Genomic DNA, 21,938 nt, shown 5'->3' with positions numbered 1-21,938 from the left:
TCCTTAATGGTCGTGGCCGCAATCCGGGCCATGGACATGGTCATCGTCGCCGACGTCCGCTGGTTCCATTTCCAGTTGCAGGCTGACCAGGTTGGTCGCCAATGGACGCAACAACAGGTTGGCGTATTCCTCGTCCCCTTCCTCGACATCGACGCCGATCAGCAATTGACCGCGGCCATCCTGCTGGATCCACAACTCCTTGCCTTGCCACATCACCGCGACGCGGGTGCAGGAGGTTTCCAGTTGGGTGCCGTCGGTGTCTTCAAGGATCAGCTGCAGGGTATCGCTCATGTCTTTACGTTCTCGTCTGGGGATAAGGCACGCGCCCTGCTTTGACTGTAGTCAGGTCGCGCGCGCTTTCAATTGATCTGGAAAGGATAAACCGAGCCAAGTTTAAGGATTTGTGTCAGTTCATCCAGTGCCGCACGGCATTCGAGCAGCAACTGCGGGTCTGCCAGATCATTTTCGGTCATGCGGTCGCGGTAGTGCCGCTCGACCCAGTGGGTCAGCGAATCGTACAGCGGCGCGGTCATGATAACCCCTGGGTTGACGGCCGCCAGCTCGGTTTCATTGAGCGCCACGCGCAACCTCAGGCAAGCCGGGCCGCCACCGTTCTGCATGCTTTGCTTGAGGTCGAAGACCTTCACTTCGCGAATCACCCCGCCAGCGCCCGTCAGGCCCTGCAGGTATTGCCAGACACGTTCGTTGCTACGGCATTCTTCCGGCACGATCAACAGCATCGAACCGTCGGGACGCGACAGCAACTGGCTATTGAACAGGTAGGAGCGTACCGCATCATCGACGGTGACCGCCGAACGCGGTACACACACCGATTGAAATTTCCCACCGACCTTGGCGAGTTTGCCGCTCAATTCGGCCAGCATCTTGTCGGTCTCGAGAAACGCGTCCTCGTGATAGAACAGCACTTCACCATTGCCCACCGCGATCACGTCGTTGTGGAACACACCCTGGTCGATCACCGACGGGTTCTGTTGGGCGTACACCACGCCCTCCTCCCTCAGCCCATGCAGGCGGGCAACAGCCTGGGAAGCTTCCAGGGTCTGGCGCGCCGGGTATTTCTGCGGCGCGGGATAGCGGGTGTCAAAGGCACTGCGGCCGAACACAAAGAATTCAACACCGGCCTCGCCGTAGGCGCGGCAGAAACGGGTGTGGTTGGCCGCGCCTTCGTCGCCGAACTGCGCCACCGCCGGCAAGGCGGCGTGGTGGGCGAAGTGTTGCGGGTTGGCGAACATCGCCCCCAACACACGACTGGTGGTCGGATGTTCGATGCTGCGGTGATATTTGCAGTTCAGGTTGGCGGCGGTGAAATGCACGCGACCATCGGCCGTGTCGGCGCTCGGGCTGACTGTGGCGGCGTTGGCCACCCACATGCTGGAAGCCGAGCAACTGGCAACCAGCAACGGCATCGCTTCTTTCGCGGCCTGCTGGATGACCTGGGCATCGCTGCCGGCAAAGCCCAGCCGGCGCAGGGCCGCCACGTCCGGGCGTTCCTGTGGCGCCAGCACACCTTGCTGGAAACCCATGTCCATCAGCGCTTTCATTTTCGCCAGCCCCTGCAACGCCGCTTCCTTGGGGTTGGAGGATTGCTGGCTGTTGCTCTGGGACGCAACGTTGCCGTACGAGAGCCCGCCGTAGTTATGGGTCGGCCCCACTAGACCGTCAAAGTTGACTTCATAGGATTTCATCAGCGAGGCTCCACGAGAATCTGTTTTTTATAGGCATCAAGTAACGGTTCATCGAACACCGCGGCGCGGCTATCGCGGGCAAGCCTTGCTCCCACAGGTTTTGCACAGGCCCCATGGGAACAAGGCTTGCTTCCACAGGTTTTGCATAACGCCTGTGGGAGCAAGGCTTGCCCGCGATGGCGGTCTCAAGACATGCGCACGCCGGGAGTCAGGGCAGCCGGCATCACAAGGCTTGGTGCCTCCAGGGAAGCCACCGGATACGCGCAATAATCGGCCGCGTAATAAGCGCTGGCGCGATGGTTGCCCGAGGCGCCGACACCGCCGAACGGCGCGCTGCTGGCAGCCCCCGTCAGCTGTTTGTTCCAGTTGACGATACCGGCGCGGCTTTGCAGCCAGAACTGCTGGTAACGCTCCTGGGAATCGGACAGCAACCCGGCAGCCAGGCCATATTGCGTATTGTTGGCCTCGGCGATTGCCGCTGCGAAACCTTTGTAGCGGATCACTTGCAGCAACGGCCCGAACAGCTCTTCATCAGGACGCTCGGCCACTGCCGTCACGTCCAGGATACCCGGCGTCAGCAATGCGGCCTGGGCCTGCGGCTGGGTCATGCTCAACAGCGGCACGGCGCCCTTGCCCAGCAAATGGTTTTGCGCATCCATCAGCGCCTTCGCTGCGGCCAGGGAAATCACCGAGCCCATGAACGGCGCCGGTTGTTGGTCGAAGGCACCGACTTCAAGGGTCGAGCTGACCGCCACCAGGCGCGCCAGCAAGGCATCGCCCCAGGCGCCTTCGGGCACCAGCAGGCGGCGCGCACAGGTGCAGCGCTGCCCGGCGGAAATGAAAGCGGACTGGATAATGGTGTAGACCGCCGCATCGACGTCCGCCACCTCATCCACCACCAGTGGATTGTTACCGCCCATTTCCAGCGCGAGGATCTTGTCCGGGCGCCCGGAAAACTGTTGGTGCAATAGATTGCCGGTGCGGCTGGAGCCGGTGAAAAACAGCCCGTCGATACCTGGGTTGGCCGCCAGGGCGATGCCGGTTTCCCGCGCGCCTTGCAGCAGGTTCAGTACGCCCGCCGGCAGGCCGGCTTCGACCCAGCACTTGACCGTCAGCTCGGCCACTTTCGGCGTCAGTTCGCTCGGTTTGAACAACACGCTGTTGCCGGCCAGCAGCGCCGGCACGATGTGGCCATTGGGCAAATGGCCAGGGAAGTTGTAAGGACCGAAGACCGCTACCACGCCATGGGGCTTGTGGCGCAGCACAGCGGTGGCGTCGCCCAGGGGGCCGCTCTTCTCGCCGGTCCGCTCGCGGTAGCTCTGCACCGAAATGGCGACTTTGTTGACCATGCTGGTCACTTCGGTCGCCGCTTCCCACAACGGCTTGCCGGTTTCTTCACCGATGCAATGGGCCAGTTCGTCAGCATGGTTTTTCAGGGCGGCAGCAAAAGCTTCCAACACCTGGATACGCTCATCCAGCGAGCGTCGAGCCCAGTCCGGGAACGCCTGGCGCGCGGCCTGCACCGCCGATTCCACTTGGGCCGCCGTGGCGCCGTTGCCCGACCACAGCACCTGTTGGGTCACCGGGTTCAACGACTCAAAGAGATCGCCCTGACCTTCCAGCCAGCTACCTGCGATGTACAGCGACTTCATCATTTCGACTCCCGGGCAGCAGACAACGCGACGGCACGCACCTGATCGCCGGCGTTGAGTTGAAGACGTTTGGCGGTCAGCGGATCGACCACCAGTGTGCCAGCGGCCAAGCGCGCCGGTGCCGCCGTGATGCGGCAGTCTTCGCGCTTGCGGTTATGGATGAGGAACGGCGTGGCATCATCGCCCGGCGTGCCAATGGCCAGCACCAGTGCCTGGCTGTCACGAATCGCGCGGATCTTGCCGGTTTCGCATTCCACCGCCGGGCCGGCGTCGAAGATGTCGACGTAACCCTGGTAGCTGAAACCTTCGCTCTTGAGCATCGACAGCGCAGGCTCGGTGTCTGGGTGAACCTGGCCGATCACGGCCCGGGCATCTTCGGACAGGAAACAGGTGTACAGCGGGAACTTGGGCATCAGCTCGGCGATGAACGCCTTGTTGCCCACACCGGTCAGGTAATCGGCCTGGCTGAATTCCATCTTGAAGAAGTGCCGGCCCAGGCTTTCCCAGAACGGCGAACGACCGTTGTCGTCAGACATGCCGCGCATCTCGGCGATGATCTTGTTACCGAACAATTGCGGGAACTCAGCAATGAACAGCAGCCGAGCCTTGGCCAGCATCCGGCCATTGAGGCCATTGCGGAAGTCGGCATGGAGGAACAACGAGCACAGCTCGGAATTGCCGGTCAGGTCGTTGGCCAAAAACAGCGTCGGGATTTCCCGGTAGATGTTCAGCTCCTGGGACGCGCTGACCGTCAGGCCGACCCGGAAGTTGTACCAGGGCTCACGCAGCCCCACGGCACCGGCGATGGCCGAAATGCCCACCACTCGAGCGTCGTCGTCTTCGAGCACGAACAGATAGTCCGCGTCACCGCGCCCGGCTTCGCCGCGAAAAGTCTTCTCGGCCCAGCCGACCCGATGGGCCAGGCGCTCTTCGTTGGCCGGCAAGGTGGTCAGGCCGGTGCCTGTGCTGCGGGCCAGGGCGATCAGAGCGGGTAAATCGCTGCTGCGTACGGGACGAACGATCATGCTATCTCCTCAAACGGGTCGCTCACGCCACCCGCGAAACTCAGCTGTAAAGCGTTAAACCGCCACCAGGCGCACGCTGGCACCTTCGCCAACGCCCAAGGCTTCGGCCGCTTCCATGTCCAGGGTCACCGGTTTGCCCGGCGCGTAGTCGAGCTCGAGCAACACGGCGCGGTAATCCTGCAACTGGGCATTGGCCACCAGGTATTGCCGACCGGCGCCCTTGACCGGCTCGCCGATCTTGACCGGCACCACGCGGCTCTGGGCAATCGAGCGGATCCCCGAGACACGGGCATGCAGGGTCGGGCCACCGTCGAAGATGTCGATGTAATGATCGGTCTCGAAACCCTCGCGCATCAGGATGTCGAAGGTGATCTGCGCCCGCGGATGGACCTGGCCCATGGCTTCCTGGGCGGCGTCCGGCAACAGCGGCACGTAGATCGGGTAATGCGGCATCAACTCGGCGAGGAAGGTGCGGCTTTTCAGCCCGCACAAGCGCTCGGCGGCAGCGTAGTTGAGGTCGAAGAAGTTGCGACCGATGGCGTCCCAGAACGGCGAGTCGCCATTCTCATCGCTGTAGCCGACGATCTCCGTCACCACCGAATCGGCAAACCGTTCCGGGTGGCTGGCGACGAACAACAGGCGCCCGCGGGAATTGAGTTCCGACCATGGCGAACCCACCAGCTCCGGCACCACGTAGAAACTGGTCAGCAGGCTGTTGCCCGTCAGGTCGTGGCACTGGGAGAGCACGTGGATCTTGTTGTGGATCTTCAGCTCACGGGAGGCGTGAACGAAGGTCTCGTTGCGAAAGCTGTAGAACGGTTCGGAATAACCGGCCGAAGCGACGATGGCCGAACAGCCCGCCAGTTTGCCGGTCGCGGTGTCTTCGAGGACGAAGAAATAGCTCTCCTCACCGTTGAAACTGACTTCGGCGGCGAACGAGGCTTCGCTTGCGGCGATCTTGTCGCTCAGGCGTTCCACGTCATCCGGCAAGGAAGTGACACCGATCGGACTGTCCGCAGCCAGACGCTGTACCTCGCCCAGATCAGCCATTTGCGCGGGGCGCATCACCAGCATGGTGTCACTCCTTAACTTGAAATAAAGGGTTCGACCGTTGGGTCGACACAGAGAAAAAATACCGGACCTGCCTCCCTATTGACTCAAATGTGGGAGCAGGTTTGTGGGAGCAAAGCTTGCTCGCGATGCAGGCAATGAGTTCTACCTGCAAGGCCGAGGCGATCCGTCGCGAGCAAGCTTTGCTCCCACAGAAGCCCGACTCCACATTGGAGCCGGTACAGTCTGTAAACAATCAGCCTTGCGCCAGCTTCGCCGCCGCCCGCTCGAAACGATCCAGGCCAGCATCGATGTCGGCGTCTTCCACCACCAGGCTCGGGGCGAAACGAATCACGTCCGGGCCGGCTTGCAGGATCATCAGGCCTTCCTGTTCGGCGGCGTTGAAAATGTCCTTGGCCTTGCCTTTCCAGGCATCGTTCAGCACGCAGCCGATCAACAGGCCCAGGCCGCGCACTTGGGTGAACAGGCCGTATTTCGCGCCGATCTGCTCCAGGCGAGCCTTGAACTTGTCGTGCTTGGCCTTCACGCCGGCGAGCACTTCAGGGGTATTGACCACATCGATCACTGCCTCGGCCACCGCACAGGCCAGCGGGTTACCGCCATAAGTGGTGCCGTGGGTGCCGACCACCAAGTGCTTGGCCAGCGCTTCGGTGGTGAGCATTGCCGCGATCGGGAAACCACCGCCCAGGCTCTTGGCGCTGGTGAGGATGTCCGGCACCACGCCGTAATGCATGTAGGCGAACAGGTGGCCGCTGCGGCCCATGCCGGTCTGCACTTCATCGAACACCAGCAATGCGTCGTGGGCATCGCACAGGTCGCGGGCGCCTTGCAGGTAGGCCTGCTCGGCTGGCAGTACACCGCCCTCGCCCTGGATCGGCTCCAGCACCACGGCGCAGGTCTTGTCCGAAATGGCGGCTTTCAAAGCGGCCAGGTCGTTGTAAGGAACGTGGGTGATGCCAGTAATTTTAGGTCCGAAGCCATCAGAGTACTTCGACTGCCCGCCGACGTTGACGGTGAACAGGGTACGACCGTGGAAGCTGTTGAGCGCGGCGATGATTTCGTACTTCTCGCTGCCGAACCGATCGAACGCGACGCGACGGGCCAGCTTGAAGGCGGCCTCGTTGGCTTCGGCGCCGGAGTTGCAGAAAAACGCGCGCTCGGCAAAGGTCGCATTGACCAACTTATGGGCCAGGCGCAGGGCCGGCTCGTTGGTAAATACGTTGGACACGTGCCACAGCTTGTTGGCCTGTTCGGTCAGTGCACCGACCAGCGCCGGGTGGGCATGGCCCAGTACGTTGACTGCGATACCGCCAGCAAAGTCGATCAACTCGCGACCGGATTGGTCCCATACGCGGGAACCGGCGCCACGCACAGGTATGAAGGCAGCAGGTGCATAGTTGGGAACCATAACCTGGTCGAAATCGGCGCGTTGTACCGCGGCTTGCTCAACGGACATCGGAGTCTCCTGATGAGGAACACCCGCCTGGAACTGGCGGGCTTGGTAAGGATTGTAAGGACAGTTTTCAGCCCGGCCTTGCCGCCAAGCGACAACTTCTTATAGCGCCAACCCACGTTTTTCGCGGGTTTACGGCAATGCGACAAATAGCGTCGCAAAGGCGCAGTTTAAACGTTGGCAAGGGATTTGAGGGACCGGCCTCCACATTTCCGCTGCCAGACACAAAACACCTGTGGGAGCGAGCTTGCTCGCGATAGCGTCGGCTCAGTTGGCATTCGCGTCGGCTGATAACCCGCCATCGCGAGCAAGCTCGCTCCCACAGTTTTTTGTGTTGACCGCCCTATCCGCAGTCCTGCCGCTTAGCCGCGCTCGGACGGCACCGAGGACAATTCGAACGGGCTGCTGCTGCGTCGCTGGTTGCGGTCTTCCCGCGGCGTGGCGCCGAAGAAGTTGCGGTAGGCACTGGAGAAGTGCGGCCCCGAGGAGAAGCCGCAGGACAGGCCGATCTGGATGATGGATTTGCTGGTCTGCATCAGCATCTGCCGGGCCTTGTTCAGGCGCAGCTCCAGGTAGTACTGACTGGGGACACGGTTGAGGTATTGCTTGAAGATCCGCTCCAGCTGCCGGCGGGATACGCACACATGCTGGGCGATTTCGTCGGTGGTCAGCGGCTCCTCGATGTTGGCCTCCATCAGCAGCACCGCCTGGGTGAGCTTTGGATGGCTGGAACCGAGACGGTTTTGCAATGGGATGCGCTGGCGCTCGCCGCCCTCGCGAATGCGCTCGACCACCAGTTCTTCTGACACCGCACCGGCCAGTTCCGCGCCGTGATCGCGAGCCAGCACCGCCAGCAACAGGTCGAGCACCGACATGCCGCCGCAAGCGCTCAAGCGATCGCGGTCCCAGTCAAACAGATGGCTGGTGGCGATGACCTTGGGGAAGCGCTCGGAGAAATCGTCCTGCCAGCGCCAATGCACGGCGGCACGGTAACCGTCGAGCAAACCCAGCTGGGCCAGGGGATAGACACCGGCAGACAAACCGCCAATCACACAACCGGCACGCACCAGTTGCTTGAGGGCGCTGCTCAGGGGCGAGGCCAACGCAGTCGGTGGCTCATCGGCCAGCAGGAACAGCTTCTGGAAGCCTTCGAGCTTGCCGGCCCAGGGCTCGCCCGGCAGTTGCCAGGCGCCGTCGGCCGGCGGTTCGGCCTGCAAGAACGACAGTTCATAGACCACATCCGGATGCACCCGCTGAGCAACACGCAAGGCCTCCTCGGCCAGCGCCAGCGTCAAGGCTTTAGTGCTGGGCCAAATCAGGAAACCTATTCGATGGGCAGTCATGGCGGGCAATCCGAAGCGAAAACAGTGTTAAAGCCAAAAGCGGCTGCAACCAAATTAGACCATCTGGCGCGCGGTGCGCAGCATGACCCAAATCAGGTGCGTAACGGGAGCGATTACTTGAGGCTGCCCGAAAGAAATTGTTGCAGGCGCTCGGATTGCGGATTGACCAGCACTTCGCGCGGGTTGCCGCTTTCTTCGACGATGCCTTTGTGCAAGAACACCAGTTGGTTCGACACTTCACGGGCAAAGCCCATTTCGTGGGTCACCACCACCATGGTCCGACCTTCCAGGGCCAGGGCCTGCATCACCTTGAGCACGTCGCCTACCAGTTCCGGGTCGAGGGCCGAGGTCGGCTCGTCGAACAGCATCACCTCCGGCTCCATCGCCAGCGCACGGGCAATTGCCACGCGCTGCTGCTCGCCGCCGGACATGTGGCCCGGATAGGCGTCCTTGCGATGAGCCACGCCCACCTTGTTCAGGTAGTGCTCGGCCTTCTCCCGCGCTTCGGCCTTGGCCACGCCCAGTACGTGCACCGGCGCCTCCATGATGTTTTCCAGGGCAGTCATGTGCGACCACAGGTTGAAATGCTGGAACACCATCGACAACCGCGAACGCATGCGCTGCAGTTGCTTGGGGTCCGCGGCCTTCAACGCGCCGTCCTTGCCGGCGACCAGCTTCAACTCTTCGTTGTTGAGCAGGATCTTGCCGGCATGAGGTTGCTCAAGCAGGTTGATGCAACGCAGGAAAGTACTCTTGCCGGAGCCACTGGAGCCGATGATGCTGATCACATCGCCAGCGGCGGCTTTCAGGGACACGCCCTTGAGCACTTCGTGACTGCCATAGCGTTTATGCAGGTCTTGGACTTCAAGCTTGTACATGCGGTCGGTTCTCACAAAACGTCAGTCGTTGAGCAGTCGATCGGATCGATGCGTTATCAGTGCTTGCGCGGGGCCAGATAACCCAGCCAGCGGCGCTCGGCCAGTTTGAACAGGCGCACCAGGATGAAGGTCAGGCACAGGTAGAAAACGCCGGCCGTGATGTAGGCCTCGAACGGCAAGTAGTACTGCGCGTTCACCGTGCGCGCGGCACCGGTGATGTCGATCAGGGTCACGATGGAGGCCAGGCTGGTGGTCTGCAACATCATGATCACTTCGTTGCTGTATTGCGGCAGCGCCCGACGCAAGGCCGATGGCAGCAGGATCCGGCGATACAGCTTGTAGCGCGACATGCCCATGGCCTTGGCCGCTTCGATCTCACCGTTGGGCGTGGCCCGCAGGCTGCCGGCGATGATCTCGGCGGTGTAGGCGCTGGTGTTGATGGCGAACGCCAGGCACGCACAGAAGGTCGCACTGGACAACCACGGCCAGAGGAAGCTTTCGCGAACGATCGCGAACTGCGCCAGCCCGTAGTAGATCAGGAACAGCTGCACCAGCATCGGCGTGCCGCGAATCACGTAGGTGTAGAGCCAGGCCGTCATGTTGACGACCGGCTGCTTGGACACCCGCATCAGCCCCAGGGGCAACGCCGCCAGCAGGCCGAAGAACAGCGACAGGGCCAGCAACTTCAAGGTGGTCAACAAGCCACTGAAATACAGCGGCAAGGCTTCATAGATGACGTTGTAGTCGAAGATCATAGATCAGCCGCCCTTACGCCTACCGAGTAGCGCTTCTCAAGGTGACGCAATGCCAGCAACGAGACACTGGTGATCACCAGGTACATCGCCGCCACTGCGAGGAAGAAGGTGAAAGGCTCGCGCGTGGCATCCGCCGCCTGCTTGGCCTTGAACATCATGTCTTGCAGGCCCACCACCGAAATCAGCGCGGTCGCCTTGGTCAATACCAACCAGTTGTTGGTGAAGCCCGGAATCGCCAGGCGGATCATCTGCGGCACCAGCACCCGGAAAAACACCTGGAACCCGTTCATGCCGTACGCCATGCCCGCCTCGGCCTGCCCCTTGGGGATCGCCATGAACGCACCGCGAAAGGTTTCCGACAGGTAGGCACCGAAGATGAAACCCAAGGTGCCAATGCCGGCCGCCAACGGGTTCAGGTCGATGTAGTCGTCATAACCGAGCATCGGCGCCACACGGTTGAGCAGGTCCTGACCGCCGTAGAAAATCAGCAGGATCAGCACCAGGTCGGGAATGCCGCGAATGACCGTGGCATACAGGTCGCCCAGCCACGCCAGCCAGCGCACCGGGGACAGACGCAAGGCGACGCCGATCAACCCCAGGACGATGGCCAGAGCCATGGACGACAAGGCGAGCTCAAGCGTCAACCATGCGCCATCGAGGATGACAGCCCCGTAGCCTTTCAACATGATTCAGGTCCTCGAAAGTGGGATGAAAAAATGGCGCAAACCGCAGAGATTCTGTTGCTTGCGCCATTTCGCACGAGTGGCGGGACGTCGTTACTTGCCGTAGATGTCGAAAGCGAAGTATTTGTCCTGGATTTGCTTGTACTTGCCGTTCTCGCGAATGGCGGTGATCGCGCCATTGATCTTGTCTTTCAGCGCGTCGCCCTTGCGGACCGCGATACCGATGCCGTCGCCGAAGTATTTCTCGTCGGTAAAGGCTGGACCTACAAAGGCGAAACCCTTGCCGGCGTCGGTCTTGAGGAAGCCGTCATCCAACAGCGTAGCGTCTGCCACGGTGCCGTCGAGGCGACCAGCGGACACGTCCAGGTAGATCTCGTTCTGTGAACCGTACGGCTTGATCTCGGCACCCAGCGGGGCCAGGACTTCACGGGCGAAACGCTCGTGGATCGAACCACGCTGCACGCCGATGTTCTTGCCCTTGAGCTCGGTCAGGCTTTCGCTGACCTGGGTGCCGGCCTTCATCACCAGGCGTGCCGGGGTGTTGTAGTACTTGTTGGTGAAATCAACCGACTTCTTGCGATCTTCGGTGATCGACATGGACGACAGGATCGCGTCGATCTTGCGGACCTTGAGCGCCGGGATCAGGCCGTCGAACTCTTGCTCGACCCACACGCACTTGACCTTCATCTCTTCGCACAGCGCATTGCCGATGTCGTAGTCGAAACCGACGATGCTGCCATCCGGCGCTTTCGAGGCAAACGGAGGGTAAGCCGCTTCGATACCAATCTTCAGGGGCTTCTCATCAGCGAATGTCGGCAGGGACAGCACGGACAGTGCCAGGGCGCCAAGCAGCACAAGTTTCTTCATCTTGGAACTCCATCGGTAAAGGGCAAAAACGGCAGAGTGAGCAACAGCCCAATATGCGAATGGGTGAAACGAACTTTGGTGCTGCGTCCTAGGAAGCTCACGGTTTATTCAACACGAGCCACGACGAGCGAGTGATCGGCATTCTAACGACAGGCCCGAAGCCGATATTTCTTCAATGCGACAACAAATTACAGAAGCACCGAGAAAGCTGTTCAGGCACATTGACAGCCCCGCAAATTCATGCAAGAGCAAAAGAAGGGAAACCGATCTATGCTGCAAATAGCGGGCCCATTATTCGCAAACCCTTCTAATCCGGCAAGCACAGCGTGTCGGCTTATTTTCAGAGACACCTGAAGCCGCCCTATTACGGGGTTTCACGTTTCACATCGCCCCGTTGTGGCGCCTTTGGTTACACATTTCGAAACACGGGTAACGTTCGGAAGCGTCTGACGACGAAGATCGATATTTATTCGCAGACCATGTCGGCTAACACAGAACCCTGTGGCGAGGGAGCTTGCTCCCGCTGGGCTGCGAAGCAGCCCCAAAAGCCAGGCACCGCGTTTGTTCAGGCATACCGCATTGACCGGTTTACGACTGCTACGCAGCCGAGCGGGAGCAAGCTCCCTCGCCACAAAGGCACCACACTTCAAGCCCTCCCAGCGCGCCCATAAAAAAGCCCCACCCGGAAAATACCGGGCGGGGCTTTGGGTGCTGCACGCTAGCGTCAGGCCACGTTCATGGTCTTGTGCGTCTCGATCAGATGCGCCACCACACCCGGGTCGGCCAGGGTGGAGATATCACCCAACCCATCGTATTCCGCCGTGGCGATCTTGCGCAGGATGCGGCGCATGATCTTGCCGGAACGGGTTTTCGGCAGCCCCGGTGCCCACTGGATAACATCCGGCGAGGCAATCGGACCGATCTCTTTACGCACCCAGTTCTTGAGCTCCAGGCGCAATGCCTCGCTGGTTTCTTCACCGGCATTGAGGGTGACATAGACATAGATGCCCTGCCCCTTGATGTCGTGCGGCACACCGACCACCGCCGCTTCGGCGACTTTCGGGTGGGCGACCATGGCGCTCTCGATCTCGGCGGTCCCCATGCGGTGGCCGGACACGTTGAGCACATCATCCACCCGACCGGTGATCCAGTAGTAGCCATCCTCGTCACGACGAGCGCCGTCACCGGTGAAATACATACCGCTGAAAGTCTTGAAGTAGGTGTCGACAAACCGGTCGTGGTCGCCGTACAGCGTACGCGCCTGGCCTGGCCACGAATCGAGGATCACCAGGTTGCCTTCGGCGGCGCCTTCGATCAGGTTGCCCAGGTTGTCCACCAACGCCGGCACCACACCGAAGAACGGACGCGTGGCCGAACCTGGTTTCAACGCCGTGGCGCCTGGCAGTGGGCTGATCAACACGCCACCGGTCTCGGTCTGCCACCAGGTGTCGACGATCGGGCAACGCTCCTTGCCGACGTTCTTGTAGTACCAGTCCCAGGCTTCCGGGTTGATCGGCTCACCCACGGAACCCAACAGGCGCAGGCTGCTGCCGTCGGCACCTTCGACGGCGGCGGTGCCCGAGGCCATCATCGCGCGAATGGCGGTCGGCGCGGTGTAGAGGATGTTGACCTTGTGCTTGTCGATGACCTTGGCCACCCGGGTAATGTCCGGATAGTTCGGCACGCCTTCGAACAGCAGCGTGGTCGCGCCATTGGCCAGCGGGCCGTAGACGATATAACTGTGGCCGGTGACCCAACCCACGTCAGCGGTGCACCAATAGACTTCGCCCGGCTTGTAGTCGAACACCCGCTCATGGGTCAGCGCCGCGTACAACAAGTAGCCGGCCGTGGTGTGCTGCACGCCCTTGGGCTTGCCGGTGGAACCGGAGGTGTAGAGGATGAACAGCGCTTCCTCAGCCCCCATTTCCTTCGGCGCGCACACGGTACCGGCCACCTTCATCAGGTCTTCGTACCAGATATCACGGTGCTGGTTCCACTTGATGTTGCCAGCGGTGCGCTTGCACACGATGACTTTCTGGATGCTGCTGGTTTCCGGGTTGGTCAGCGCGTCGTCGACGTTGGCCTTGAGCGGGATCTTCTTGCCGGCACGAATGCCTTCGTCGGCGGTGATCACCACTTTGGATTTGCAATCGATGATCCGACCGGCCAGCGCTTCAGGCGAGAAACCGCCGAACACCACCGAGTGAACCGCACCGATCCGGGCACAGGCCAGCATCGCGACCACGGCTTCAGGGATCATCGGCATGTAGATGGTCACCACGTCGCCGCGATGCACGTCCTGGCCGCGCAGGGCGTTGGCGAACTTGCAGACTTCTTCATGCAGCTCGCGATAGGTGATGTTGCGGCTCTCGGCAGGGTCATCGCCCTCCCAGATGATCGCAATCTGATCGCCGCGCTCGGCCAGATGACGGTCGAGGCAGTTGTAGGAAACGTTCAAGGTGCCGTCGGCGAACCACTTGATGTCGACATGGTGATCGTCGAAGGACGTCTGCTTCACCGTGGTGAAAGGCTTGATCCAATCGAGGCGCTTGGCCTGCTCGCGCCAGAAGCCGTCCGGGTTGACCACCGACTGCTGGTACATGGCCTTGTAGGTCGCCTCGTCAGTCAGCGTATTAGCCGCAACCTCGGGGCGAACGGGATACACAGAAGCCGCACTCATCTTTCTTACCTCGGAGACATAGTTGTTTTTGTATGGTCCCGTTGTAGCCCGGGGCGGGCCTATAGAACCATTCGACGATGGTAGTAACAAGTCCCTACAAAATGTCGGTACTAACGTGCAAGGCTTTGTCTACGGGCATTTTCCTGTGGGAGCCGAGCTTGCTCGCGATGACGGCGGCACATCCAACATAGGTGCAACAGACAATCCCACCCCATGGCGATTATTACCAGATCAACCAACAGTGTTTATCAAAACCCGGTCTTTTTGCGATTAATCCAACCCCCTAAAATCCACCTCGCCAACCGGCAAACACGATTAACGCAACACAGCCCCCACGAAGGCCGTTAATCCAACCTCCAAAACCAAGCTCCACACGCAACCCCAAAAAGGTTGCGTGACCCCACTCGACCTCAAGAAAGGTGAAATACAGATGAAAGCTTTATGGGTTCTGGTCCTCGGCAGCCTTTGCGCCACCGCGATGGCAGACGAGGTCCCGACCGATGTTGCACAGCAAAAACCGGCCATTGAGGAGTACACCTACTCCACCCACCTGGACATCGCCAAGGTCATTTACATGAGCGATATCCCGAACGTCTGCGAAGTGGTCCCGGCGAAGATGGAATACGACGATTCCAAGGGCCAGCGCCACATCCTGCGCTACAGCATCATGGGCAACGGCTGCTCCAACGGCTGATCAACCTTTAAACGAATCCGGAGCAACCACCATGAAAACCCAACTGATCCTCGCATTGGCCCTCTCCGTACTGGCCGCCAACACCTTCGCCGCCGACGGGTTTGATCGCACCGGTTCCGCCGCCGCGATCAGTCGGTATGACGTGGCGGATTCCGCCACCATTGCTGCTGACGACGACAACACCACTGCCCCCACCACCGTCGCCTCAGATGGTAGCGATCGCGTCGGTTCCGCCCAGACCGATTGATCATCAATGGCATTTTCCACGGCCCGGTTTCGATCGGGCCTGGTTGTGTCTTTAAGCGCCTAAAACCCTCCACAAACACAACATGTAGTGCAAAACCGCAAAAAACGCTGTTTTTTTGATCAAAAAAAACCGCCATCCGATCCCTGCAAAAAAAATCTTCAGCGGCCAAAGCCTTGTAAACACTCGCTCCCACGCGGGTATGCCCTTCGCTGTCCCTTCTGTGAGCCATTTCGCCGCAGCACGTAGGCAAAAAAGCCCTTATAATGCCGCCTCAAACGGGCCTGCAATATTCCCTTACAGGGGATCACGCCAGCCTGGAGCCCACGCGGGGGCCAATCATCTCCTCGCGTTCACAGCCGCTCCGGAATGACCCGTACATTTTTCTGTTTATTGCCTGCGTCAGCTGCTGCAACAAACGATTTTTCAAGATCCACCGCGGCCAGTAGGCCCTCATCGGGCATCTGGCCCTCACGCAGGAGACGACACGTCATGCTGAGCTGGGACGAATTCGACAAAGAAGACGGCGAAGTTGCTGTAAAAGGCGCCAACGCCGGCCACGCTTCTGAAGCCAACATGGACCGCCTCGACAGCGCCGGCGGTGCCGCCGCCCTCGAAGCCCGGGCCGTGACGGCCAGCGACTCGGCCGCGATCATTCGCGCCAAGGCCGCCCTCGACAAACTCGACGTCGCCGAAGGCCTCGCCGAACTCGAAGGCGCCTCCGCACGTGTCGCCGTCGATGAAAAGCGCATGATCAACTGCCGCGCCGACCTCAACCAGCTCGTGCCGTTCAAATACGACTGGGCCTGGCAGAAGTACCTGGACGGCTGCGCAAACCACTGGATGCCGCAAGAAGTCAACATGACCGCCGACATCGCCCTCTGGAAAGACCCGGAAGGCCTGACCGACGACGAGCGCCGCATCGTAATGCGCAACCTGGGCTTCTTCTCCACCGCCGACTCCCTGGTTGCCAACAACCTGGTCCTGGCCGTGTACCGCCTGATCACCAACCCGGAATGCCGCCAGTACATCCTGCGCCAGGCCTTCGAAGAGGCGATCCACACCCACGCCTACCAGTACTGCATCGAATCGTTGGCCATGGATGAAGGCGAAATCTTCAACATGTACCACGAGATCCCATCGGTCGCGAAAAAAGCCGCCTGGGGCCTGAAATACACCCGCTCGATTTCCGATCCGAAGTTCGAAACCGGCACCCCGGACACCGACAAAGAGTTGCTGCGCAACCTGATCGCCTACTACTGCGTCCTGGAAGGCATCTTCTTCTACTGCGGCTTCACCCAGATCCTCTCCATGGGCCGTCGCAACAAAATGACCGGCGTCGCCGAGCAGTTCCAATACATCCTGCGCGACGAATCCATGCACCTGAACTTCGGCATCGACGTGATCAACCAGATCAAAATCGAAAACCCACACTTGTGGGATGCCGAGATGAAGGAAGAAGCGACCCAGATGATCCTGCAAGGGACCCAGCTGGAGATCGAATACGCTCGCGACACCATGCCTCGCGGCGTGCTGGGCATGAACGCAGCGATGATGGAAGACTATCTGAAGTTCATCGCTAACCGTCGCCTGTCGCAGATTGGCTTGAAGGAAGAGTACCCAGGCACGACTAACCCGTTCCCTTGGATGAGCGAGATCATGGACTTGAAGAAAGAGAAGAACTTCTTTGAGACACGCGTGATTGAGTATCAGACGGGTGGGGCTTTGAGCTGGGATTGATTCGAAAGAAAAATCCTAGGCTGCTCGTGTAACTAAAAACCCCGTGAAAACGGGGTTTTTTGTATTCTACGGAAACAAGACCGCGTTTAACTCCAGGACGATTGCCTTCTCCCCCTGGTCTTCCCGAAACGTCGATTCACCCGAAGGTGACGGAAACCACCCTCCTGCGCCCACGCTTCCCCCATTTATGGGAAACCGCCTTGCGCTCTTCGCTATAACCTTAGAAGCAACTGCGAATTAGACTTGCCGGAGTTAAGTCCGCGTTGTGATTAAGGAAGACAACATGCAAGAAATTTTCAGCATCAACTGGTTGCTTTGGCTATCGACCATGGTTCCGCTGACCCTGAGCGCAGGCCCTGGCAACTTGATGGTGGCGACGTCGGGTGCGCAAAGCGGTGTACGTCGTTCGGTGCGGTTTATCGTCGGGCTCGACATTACTTACTTCCTGATCGCCGTGCTGGTCGGCTTAGGCCTTTATCACACGCTGATGAACAATCCGACGCTGGTATGGGCACTGCAAGTGGTGGGCAGTTTCTACATCTTATGGCTGGGTGTGCGCATGCTGCGTCGTCCACTGAAGGCGCCCACCGACAAGGCCATGCACCTGCAATTTCGGGACGGCATTGTTGTACAGCTGGGCAACGTGCAAGGGATCGTGATGTTGCTGGTGATGTTTTCCACGTTCATGCCTTCCGGCGAGAGCAGCAGCATTGTTGTGTTGATCCTCAGTGCGGCGCTGATTTCGCTGAACTTCTTCTCGCATGTCGTCTGGGTGTCGATGGGGTCGACCGTGCAGAAACTGATCCAGTCCCGCCCCAAGTTGCTGATGTTCCAGAACGCTGCGTTCGGCCTGATGCTGATGGCGGTTGCTGTATGGATTTTCCTGCGCATCGGCCCGCTTTAAGGAGGCTCCTATGCCCGCTGCGTACTGCCGTCGAAGCCGCCGACGTGAATTTCAAAGACAGTCGTCAGTGCATGCCGGCCGCGTTGCCGTGAAACAGCTCCGTCAGATACTCCACCACTCGATCAACGCGGCTCACGCCCTGAGTCGCCTGATTGCGCAGCAACCAGATTTCCGAACGGTGAGCAGGGCGATTGGCCAACACCTGGCACAGACCGGACTGATATCCGACATAGGCAGGTAGCGCGGCAATCCCCAGATCGGCCTCGACTGCCTTGAGTTGCGCATTCAGGTTTGAAACGCGCATCCACAGCTTCTGGTCTCCGGTCATTTCGCTCAACCATTGGGCGAGCGGCATATACGACATTTCTTCGGTCCAGCCGATCAGGCTGTGGTGCTTGAGGTCGGCGGGCTCGGCCGGCAGACCGTTGGCATCGGCATAAGCCTGGGAGCAGAAAAGCCCCTGCATCAGTGTCCCGACCCGGCGCATGGTGAAGTTACCGTTCTCCGGTCTGCGCAAGCGGATAATGATGTCGCTGTGGCTCTGCGTGAGCTTCGATGACACCGCCGAATTAATGAAGTCGAAGCTGATCTCGGGGTGCTGATCATGAAATGCCGCGAGTTGCGCAATGATCAAGTGCGTGCCCATCAGTTCCGGACAATCGATGCGCACCTGTCCCGCCAGCCGATCAGCCGGTTGCGACATCTGCCGCTCGATCAGTTTGAAACGCTCCTGCGTTTCCAGTGCCAATGGCAGCAACGCTCTTCCCGCTTCAGTCAGAAAGTAGCCGTTAGTCTTCTTCGAAAACAATACCGTACCGAGCGATGCCTCAAGCGCCGCGATCTTGCGCGACACCGTCGAGGCCGAAACCTTGAGCGAAATTCCGGCCTCGGTCACGTTGTTCGATTTAGCGACGAAGATAAAAACCTTCAAATCATCCCAATCCATGTTGATGACATACCCCAAATGGAAAATCGATCCCCATCTATTTCTACTCGAAATATCTAGAGGCCACGTTACGAGCGGAGGTTTTTTGGTGATATGGAATTGGGGCTGCTGCGCAGCCCAGCGGGAGCAAGCTCCCTCGCCACGGTGCAGGTCATAGGTTGGTGCAGGGCTCGATTGCTGCCTTGTTTTAAAAAAAATCGCCGGTTCTGAACACCTGCATCACGCCTTGGCCTCACAACCGTGCCGAAACCACCCGCACCCCGTACTGCGGAATAACCCCGTCCGCTGTGACTAACTCCAGTCCCTCCGCCTGAGCCTGGGCAATCAACATCCGATCAAATGGATCACGATGAATTTCCGGTAACTTGCCCGCCTGCTGTCCATGGAACAATGAAATCGGCAGTTTGGTAAAACCCTCATCCTCGACTAGTGCCTCAAGATCCTCTGGAGCTTCAAGCATCCCTTTAGCCTGTTTGATCGATATCTCCCAGATCGAAGCGGCACTCACCAGGACCTGATTACGTGGTTCCCCGATCATCTGCCGAACCTCTGCGCCCAGAGCAGGATCATCGGACAGCCACCAAAGAAACGCATGGGTATCTAACAACAGACGCCTCATAAACTGCCCTCAAATCCATCGATGATGTCACCGGGCGTCTTGTCAAAATCCGCAGACATCCGGATCTTGCCCTTTAACCGCCCAGGCTTGCGAGCCCTAGGTGTATCGATATGAGGCAGCAGGTCCAGATAAGGCTTACCGGCCTTGGCGATCACCACCTTATCCCCATGCCATGCACGCTCAGCGAGCTGGGAAAGTTGGGACTTTGCTTCGTGCATATTTACTTGCACCAGTTCACTCATGTGTCACCTCCACAGGTTAGCTAAGCTAGCCTAAGGCGAGGATTTTGGATAAGCAAGATATCGGGCTGACCGCTTGTCAAAAATGGCACCTCAAGCCGCAATCATTATGGGATGTCGCTCAGCATTGGTCTTGGAACGGACTACCTATATCGCAGCCCAGCGGGAGCAAGCTCCCTCGCCACGGGTTGAGGTCAGGGCACAACGGGTGGCCGAGTTGGTTTTGGGAATCGCGAGCAAGCTCGCTCCCACAGGGGGGTTGTGGCGTGTTGAAACTTTGAGTGCAACCCGCCCTGCCCTTCGGTATTAATACACGTCCTCTCACGGATCCGAGCCCCGATGAAATTCGACACCGCCTACTGTCTCAGCCTCGACGCCAAGCTTTCGATCTATGACGTTCGGGATCTCAATTTCGACGAGACCATGGATTTCGACTCGGCCAAGGAGCGCTTTCAGTGCCCCAACGATGCCTGTCGCGTGGCGTTTGACGAGAACAATGGGCTGACGACGTTGAATGCCAAGAACGTCAATTACATCCGCACACCGCATTTCAAGAACCAACCGAGCACGCGGCACATCGAGGGCTGTCCTTATGTCAGCCCGAAGGCGCCTGGGGTGGGCATGGGGGGCGATGAGGCCGGCACGGATGACGACCGTGAAGAGCACTTTCCGTCGGAACTGCTGCTGACTCGGCGTCAGTACACGCGCAAACCGTCCGATCTGCCAGAGGAAGTCGAAACCCTTCGACCCGCGCCGGCTAATGCCTCTTCCAGCGGGGACGATGCACGTGCCTCACGGGATTCAACGCCCGACAAGACCAGCGTCTTTGCCCATCCAGTGGAATGTTTCGTGTCGAACTTCGCAGACAAGGAACTGCTCAAGCGCATGCCGCTGAAGATCGGCGAGCACACGGCGCCCTACAGTTCTTTTTTCAAGAAAATCGAGTTCCTGCTGGATAACAAGGGGCTGATCTACTGGGGCAAGATCAAGAAGATCGAGGATTATCACAGCGCCAGTTTTCGCGTCGACTTCGAACAAAAGGTCTGGGTCAAGCAACCGGGCGAGGCGAAGAAGAGACCTTATTCGGTCAACGTCTACCTGAGCAAGAAACTGATCGATCACTACCGCAAGCGCAAGGCATTCCTGGAAGAGATCAAGCACGCCATCGACAGTGACGCGCCGTTGTATTGCTTCTTCTATGGCGTCACGCCGGAGTTCAGGCAAGTGCCGAGCAAGAAAAACCCCGAGCAGACGTTCGGGGTGTTCAGTGCGAATATCGAGAGCCTGGATCACTTCATTATTCGGGAGGCGCCGGGGTTGGCCGATAAGTAACTTCGCCTTAGGCTAGCGCTACGCATTCTTTATTGCGCCTCTTGGGCAAGTTGCCGTTCGAACGCCCATATTTCCCGTTTCACTTCCATGCGTCGTTCACGTGCTGCCTGGACGGCGGGCTCGTCCAAGTCGCTATAACGCCGCAACCAGTGGACGATCATTTCTTCATCCGCGTAGTAATAGTCCTTGCGCCCCTTACTGCTCCTCGGGGTTTGGTTCATATTGCCATCGAAGCGACCCGCGGAGAATTCATCTGAGGGTAACGTGCCCCATTCGGCGGCACAGCCCTCAAAAATCCAGGAAATCTCGTTGAGGTGCTTTTGCGCACCGCGATGGCCGCGTTTGTAAAAGATGTACTCACGACAACTTTCCTGGAACCGCGCCATCATCGACTCGCCATCGACCCAGCGAAGAAGGTCGTGCTGCCCCGCGTGGCGCATCAGGCCGTCGATCCATCGCTCGGAAAACCGTTGAACAAAACCTTCGACGTCTGCTTTTTTAGCATCGGCGAAAATCATGCAGTAACGGGTCTGCACATGAATGACGAACAGCACATGTTTACGTTGCACAGTGGTGGCATGCACCAGCCACTGCTCGACCAACTCAACCACCTCATCATTCTCGATCACAGATGATGGTGGTTTCTCCACTGGAGTAATTTTCTTACCTTTGCTCACGCGGCTGAAGAAGTTGCTGGCGGCTTCGGTGCAGTTGAAGATCAACATTCAGGTTCTCGGAAAAAATGTTCGAAAATACTATTCCTCTTCAGGCCATTCGATCTCAAAAGGTTGGCGAACAGCGTCAGAAACCCTTTCACGTAACTCCTCGCTCAGAACCATCAGTTCCTGATCGCTCAGCAGGTCGTATGCAATCAGCAATCTCAGGGACAACGAGATGTCTCGACGTCGAGATACGTTGAATGCCATCGCCAGGCTCTTGTCCCGCTCTCGCATGAGGCCATAAAGCACACGATATCTCGCGTGAGCTGACACTGCGTCGTTCTGAGCGATTGTCTGAGCATCAGCAAGAACGCCTTGGCAGAAGCGCTCCAGCGCCAGATCGCGGAGCTTGTTGTAATGTTTCCAGTCGACGTCGGATATCGACATG

At 59.2% G+C, this 21,938-nt stretch carries 22 protein-coding genes; 5 read left to right on the top strand and 17 right to left on the bottom strand.

From position 1 onward, the window contains the following. Positions 1–3: 3 nt before the first annotated feature. The 12 genes from KI237_RS06915 to acs all read right to left on the bottom strand — a co-directional run bounded on the left by KI237_RS06915 (position 4) and on the right by acs (position 14,113). Positions 4–291 (bottom strand): hypothetical protein, encoded by a 288-nt coding sequence (locus KI237_RS06915; protein WP_003178862.1) that lies wholly within the window; start codon positions 289–291, stop codon positions 4–6. Between the two features lie 68 nt (positions 292–359). Next, positions 360–1,706: an N-succinylarginine dihydrolase gene (gene astB / locus KI237_RS06910; protein WP_212799327.1), complete on the bottom strand. Its 1,347-nt coding sequence runs from the start codon at positions 1,704–1,706 to the stop codon at positions 360–362. A 185-nt stretch (positions 1,707–1,891) separates the two neighbouring features. Next, a complete protein-coding gene (astD, locus tag KI237_RS06905) occupies positions 1,892–3,361 on the bottom strand; it encodes a succinylglutamate-semialdehyde dehydrogenase (RefSeq protein ID WP_212799326.1) in 1,470 nt (489 codons plus the stop codon). Continuing rightward, positions 3,358–4,383, bottom strand: a complete 1,026-nt coding sequence (gene astA / locus KI237_RS06900) for an arginine N-succinyltransferase (protein ID WP_212799325.1) — start codon at positions 4,381–4,383, stop codon at positions 3,358–3,360. The genes astD and astA overlap by 4 nt, the downstream gene beginning before the upstream one ends. A gap of 54 nt (positions 4,384–4,437) precedes the next feature. Continuing rightward, positions 4,438–5,457, bottom strand: a complete 1,020-nt coding sequence (gene aruF, locus KI237_RS06895; RefSeq protein ID WP_003178851.1) for an arginine/ornithine succinyltransferase subunit alpha — start codon at positions 5,455–5,457, stop codon at positions 4,438–4,440. A 232-nt stretch (positions 5,458–5,689) separates the two neighbouring features. Continuing rightward, entirely contained in the window at positions 5,690–6,910 is a 1,221-nt protein-coding gene (locus KI237_RS06890) for an aspartate aminotransferase family protein (protein WP_212799324.1), read from the bottom strand. Positions 6,911–7,269: 359 nt separating this feature from the next. Continuing rightward, a complete protein-coding gene (locus tag KI237_RS06885; protein ID WP_018612661.1) occupies positions 7,270–8,250 on the bottom strand; it encodes a GlxA family transcriptional regulator in 981 nt (326 codons plus the stop codon). Positions 8,251–8,363: 113 nt separating this feature from the next. After that, the gene (locus KI237_RS06880) at positions 8,364–9,128 is read right to left on the bottom strand and encodes an ABC transporter ATP-binding protein (protein ID WP_018612663.1); all 765 of its coding nucleotides are present in this window, start codon (positions 9,126–9,128) and stop codon (positions 8,364–8,366) included. A 56-nt stretch (positions 9,129–9,184) separates the two neighbouring features. Further along, positions 9,185–9,883 (bottom strand): ABC transporter permease, encoded by a 699-nt coding sequence (locus KI237_RS06875; protein ID WP_003204798.1) that lies wholly within the window; start codon positions 9,881–9,883, stop codon positions 9,185–9,187. Further along, a complete protein-coding gene (locus tag KI237_RS06870) occupies positions 9,880–10,569 on the bottom strand; it encodes an ABC transporter permease (protein ID WP_003204800.1) in 690 nt (229 codons plus the stop codon). The genes KI237_RS06875 and KI237_RS06870 overlap by 4 nt, the downstream gene beginning before the upstream one ends. A gap of 90 nt (positions 10,570–10,659) precedes the next feature. Continuing rightward, positions 10,660–11,433, bottom strand: a complete 774-nt coding sequence (gene aotJ, locus KI237_RS06865; protein WP_212799323.1) for an L-arginine-binding protein AotJ — start codon at positions 11,431–11,433, stop codon at positions 10,660–10,662. A gap of 724 nt (positions 11,434–12,157) precedes the next feature. Beyond that, complete coding sequence (gene acs / locus KI237_RS06860) at positions 12,158–14,113, bottom strand: acetate--CoA ligase (RefSeq protein WP_212799322.1); 1,956 nt, start codon at positions 14,111–14,113, stop codon at positions 12,158–12,160. A gap of 430 nt (positions 14,114–14,543) precedes the next feature. On the opposite strand from acs, the gene KI237_RS06855 reads away from it, so the two are divergent. The 4 genes from KI237_RS06855 (at position 14,544) to KI237_RS06840 (ending at position 17,695) form a co-directional block, all read left to right on the top strand. Next, positions 14,544–14,807, top strand: coding sequence for a DUF2790 domain-containing protein (locus KI237_RS06855; protein ID WP_212799321.1), 264 nt, complete (start codon positions 14,544–14,546; stop codon positions 14,805–14,807). Between the two features lie 31 nt (positions 14,808–14,838). Next, positions 14,839–15,054: a hypothetical protein gene (locus KI237_RS06850; RefSeq protein ID WP_212799320.1), complete on the top strand. Its 216-nt coding sequence runs from the start codon at positions 14,839–14,841 to the stop codon at positions 15,052–15,054. Between the two features lie 489 nt (positions 15,055–15,543). Further along, positions 15,544–16,791, top strand: a complete 1,248-nt coding sequence (locus KI237_RS06845) for a ribonucleotide-diphosphate reductase subunit beta (protein ID WP_212799319.1) — start codon at positions 15,544–15,546, stop codon at positions 16,789–16,791. A gap of 283 nt (positions 16,792–17,074) precedes the next feature. After that, positions 17,075–17,695, top strand: coding sequence for a LysE family translocator (locus KI237_RS06840; protein ID WP_212799318.1), 621 nt, complete (start codon positions 17,075–17,077; stop codon positions 17,693–17,695). Positions 17,696–17,759: 64 nt separating this feature from the next. Here KI237_RS06840 and KI237_RS06835 read toward each other — a convergent pair whose 3' ends face one another. From KI237_RS06835 to KI237_RS06825, 3 genes are all read right to left on the bottom strand, one after another. Further along, positions 17,760–18,641: a LysR family transcriptional regulator gene (locus KI237_RS06835; protein ID WP_212800570.1), complete on the bottom strand. Its 882-nt coding sequence runs from the start codon at positions 18,639–18,641 to the stop codon at positions 17,760–17,762. A gap of 232 nt (positions 18,642–18,873) precedes the next feature. Continuing rightward, positions 18,874–19,260: a type II toxin-antitoxin system VapC family toxin gene (locus KI237_RS06830; protein WP_212799317.1), complete on the bottom strand. Its 387-nt coding sequence runs from the start codon at positions 19,258–19,260 to the stop codon at positions 18,874–18,876. Beyond that, a complete protein-coding gene (locus KI237_RS06825; protein ID WP_212799316.1) occupies positions 19,257–19,502 on the bottom strand; it encodes a type II toxin-antitoxin system Phd/YefM family antitoxin in 246 nt (81 codons plus the stop codon). The genes KI237_RS06830 and KI237_RS06825 overlap by 4 nt, the downstream gene beginning before the upstream one ends. Before the next feature lie 336 nt (positions 19,503–19,838). Between KI237_RS06825 and KI237_RS06820 the strand changes: the two genes are divergently transcribed. Next, positions 19,839–20,831: a hypothetical protein gene (locus KI237_RS06820; protein ID WP_212799315.1), complete on the top strand. Its 993-nt coding sequence runs from the start codon at positions 19,839–19,841 to the stop codon at positions 20,829–20,831. A 29-nt stretch (positions 20,832–20,860) separates the two neighbouring features. Here KI237_RS06820 and KI237_RS06815 read toward each other — a convergent pair whose 3' ends face one another. Together KI237_RS06815 and KI237_RS06810 are read right to left on the bottom strand one after the other, a co-directional pair. Continuing rightward, positions 20,861–21,556, bottom strand: a complete 696-nt coding sequence (locus KI237_RS06815; protein ID WP_212799314.1) for a DUF6933 domain-containing protein — start codon at positions 21,554–21,556, stop codon at positions 20,861–20,863. Positions 21,557–21,586: 30 nt separating this feature from the next. Continuing rightward, positions 21,587–21,937, bottom strand: coding sequence for a hypothetical protein (locus KI237_RS06810; protein WP_212799313.1), 351 nt, complete (start codon positions 21,935–21,937; stop codon positions 21,587–21,589). Position 21,938: the final 1 nt, after the last annotated feature.

Source organism: Pseudomonas sp. St316 (assembly GCF_018325905.1).
Classification (GTDB): Bacteria; Pseudomonadota; Gammaproteobacteria; order Pseudomonadales; family Pseudomonadaceae; genus Aquipseudomonas.
The sequence above is the reverse complement of the archived record's forward strand: the minus strand, read 5'-3'. Positions and strand labels throughout refer to the sequence as shown.